At 34.4% G+C, this 1453-nt stretch carries 2 protein-coding genes; both read right to left on the reverse strand.

The features are described from left to right. Positions 1–732 (reverse strand): hypothetical protein (locus tag LS65_RS09700; RefSeq protein WP_138129875.1); only part of this gene is annotated, 732 nt, incomplete at its 3' end. Between the two features lie 2 nt (positions 733–734). Next, positions 735–1453: hypothetical protein (locus tag LS65_RS09705; RefSeq protein WP_236096718.1), on the reverse strand; the 719-nt coding region annotated here is incomplete at its 5' end.

Raw genomic sequence — 1453 nt, forward strand, 5'->3', positions numbered from 1 at the left:
ATCTCTCTTATAGCCACTATATGCGAGTAAATCGCGCAAACTCTGCTCACTGAAATCCTTACAAGTCAAATCCTCACAGAGATTTTTCATAAAATCTTTATTTCTAAAGGGCTTATAGTAGTCTTGCTCGTTTGCCTCAAAAAATGCCTTTGCCTTTTCTAGGTTGGCTTTAATGGTTTCTGTAAGCTCCTGTATTCTCTCTGAAATCAATTCTAATGCGCTTTTACCCCATTGTGAATTTGCAAAAAGAGCAGCTATAAAGGCAATGAATGCTGCAATGATGAGGGCAAGCCACCAAGGAGCACTTATTAAGCCTATGATAGAAGCAGTAATGCCAAAAATAATCACTTCATACCCAACACTTGCCAGTCCTCTATACCATTCTTTTGTGCCTTGATTATACACAAACACAAGGGAATATCCCTCTAGGATAAATGCCCATTTGCTAAACTTCTTAGAAGCTTGACTAATATAATCTTTTTTATATAGTTGTTCTATCCCCTCACTGATTGCAGCAAATATACTCCCAATCACCCCCATACCAATATCCGAGCCATTGCCTTGAAACTTAACACCTTGCACCACAATCTCTAAAGTCTCCCCGATTTGATAAAATACTATTTTTTCATTACGATAGAGAAACTTTCTTTGCTCCTCCTCTTGCTTTATCTTTTCTCTTTGGAAATAATCTGAATCATTCATATAGGGAAAATTGCTCCAATTGCCATTCATTTTTACTCCTTTTCTTGCAAACCTCTTCTTTTTTTTATAGGTTTAATTTTCTCACGCAAATCATATTGATTTGCTTTGCCTTGTTTCTCTAAGGCTTCTTGTGTTTTTTCTCTTAGGATTTCAAGGAGCTTTTTCATATCTTGCTCATCATTATCAACTATCACATAAACTTTAGATTCTTTGTTTGAAAGATTATGAAAGTAGTGGCGATATTGTGTGTTTATATCATTTATTCTTATTATCCACGAACCCGTATAGATAGCACTTGATACCCAATTTACATAAAACCCAAATTCCCCATATTTATAGAATCTATGCTGATACCATAGCTTTAAAAAACCACTAGAGCGTATATACATTCCCTCATTAGTAAGAAAAATCGCATTTCTTTGACGAAAAAAGAGCCCATTAAAGCTCCATAAAACCAATAAAAAAGGCAGAGGAATAAGAATGCTATATAACCCCAAAACAAGCCAATTTTCTAAGCTCAAATATGTAGGGTAACTAAAGATTAGAATCATCGCATCATAGATTGCACTATAATTATAAAAATCTACAATCAATCCAAGTGAGACAAATAAAACTATTATTGTCGCTATTCTATCTACTATCCGCTCAAATCTATTAAACCACCCCTTTGGAAAACTATACTTAAACTCATAAATGATTTCATCTTTGTTTGGTTGTAGTGATTTATTCCAAGTTAGCATTACACCCCTTG

The organism is Helicobacter japonicus (assembly GCF_000762845.2).
Classification (GTDB): Bacteria; Campylobacterota; Campylobacteria; order Campylobacterales; family Helicobacteraceae; genus Helicobacter_C; species Helicobacter_C japonicus.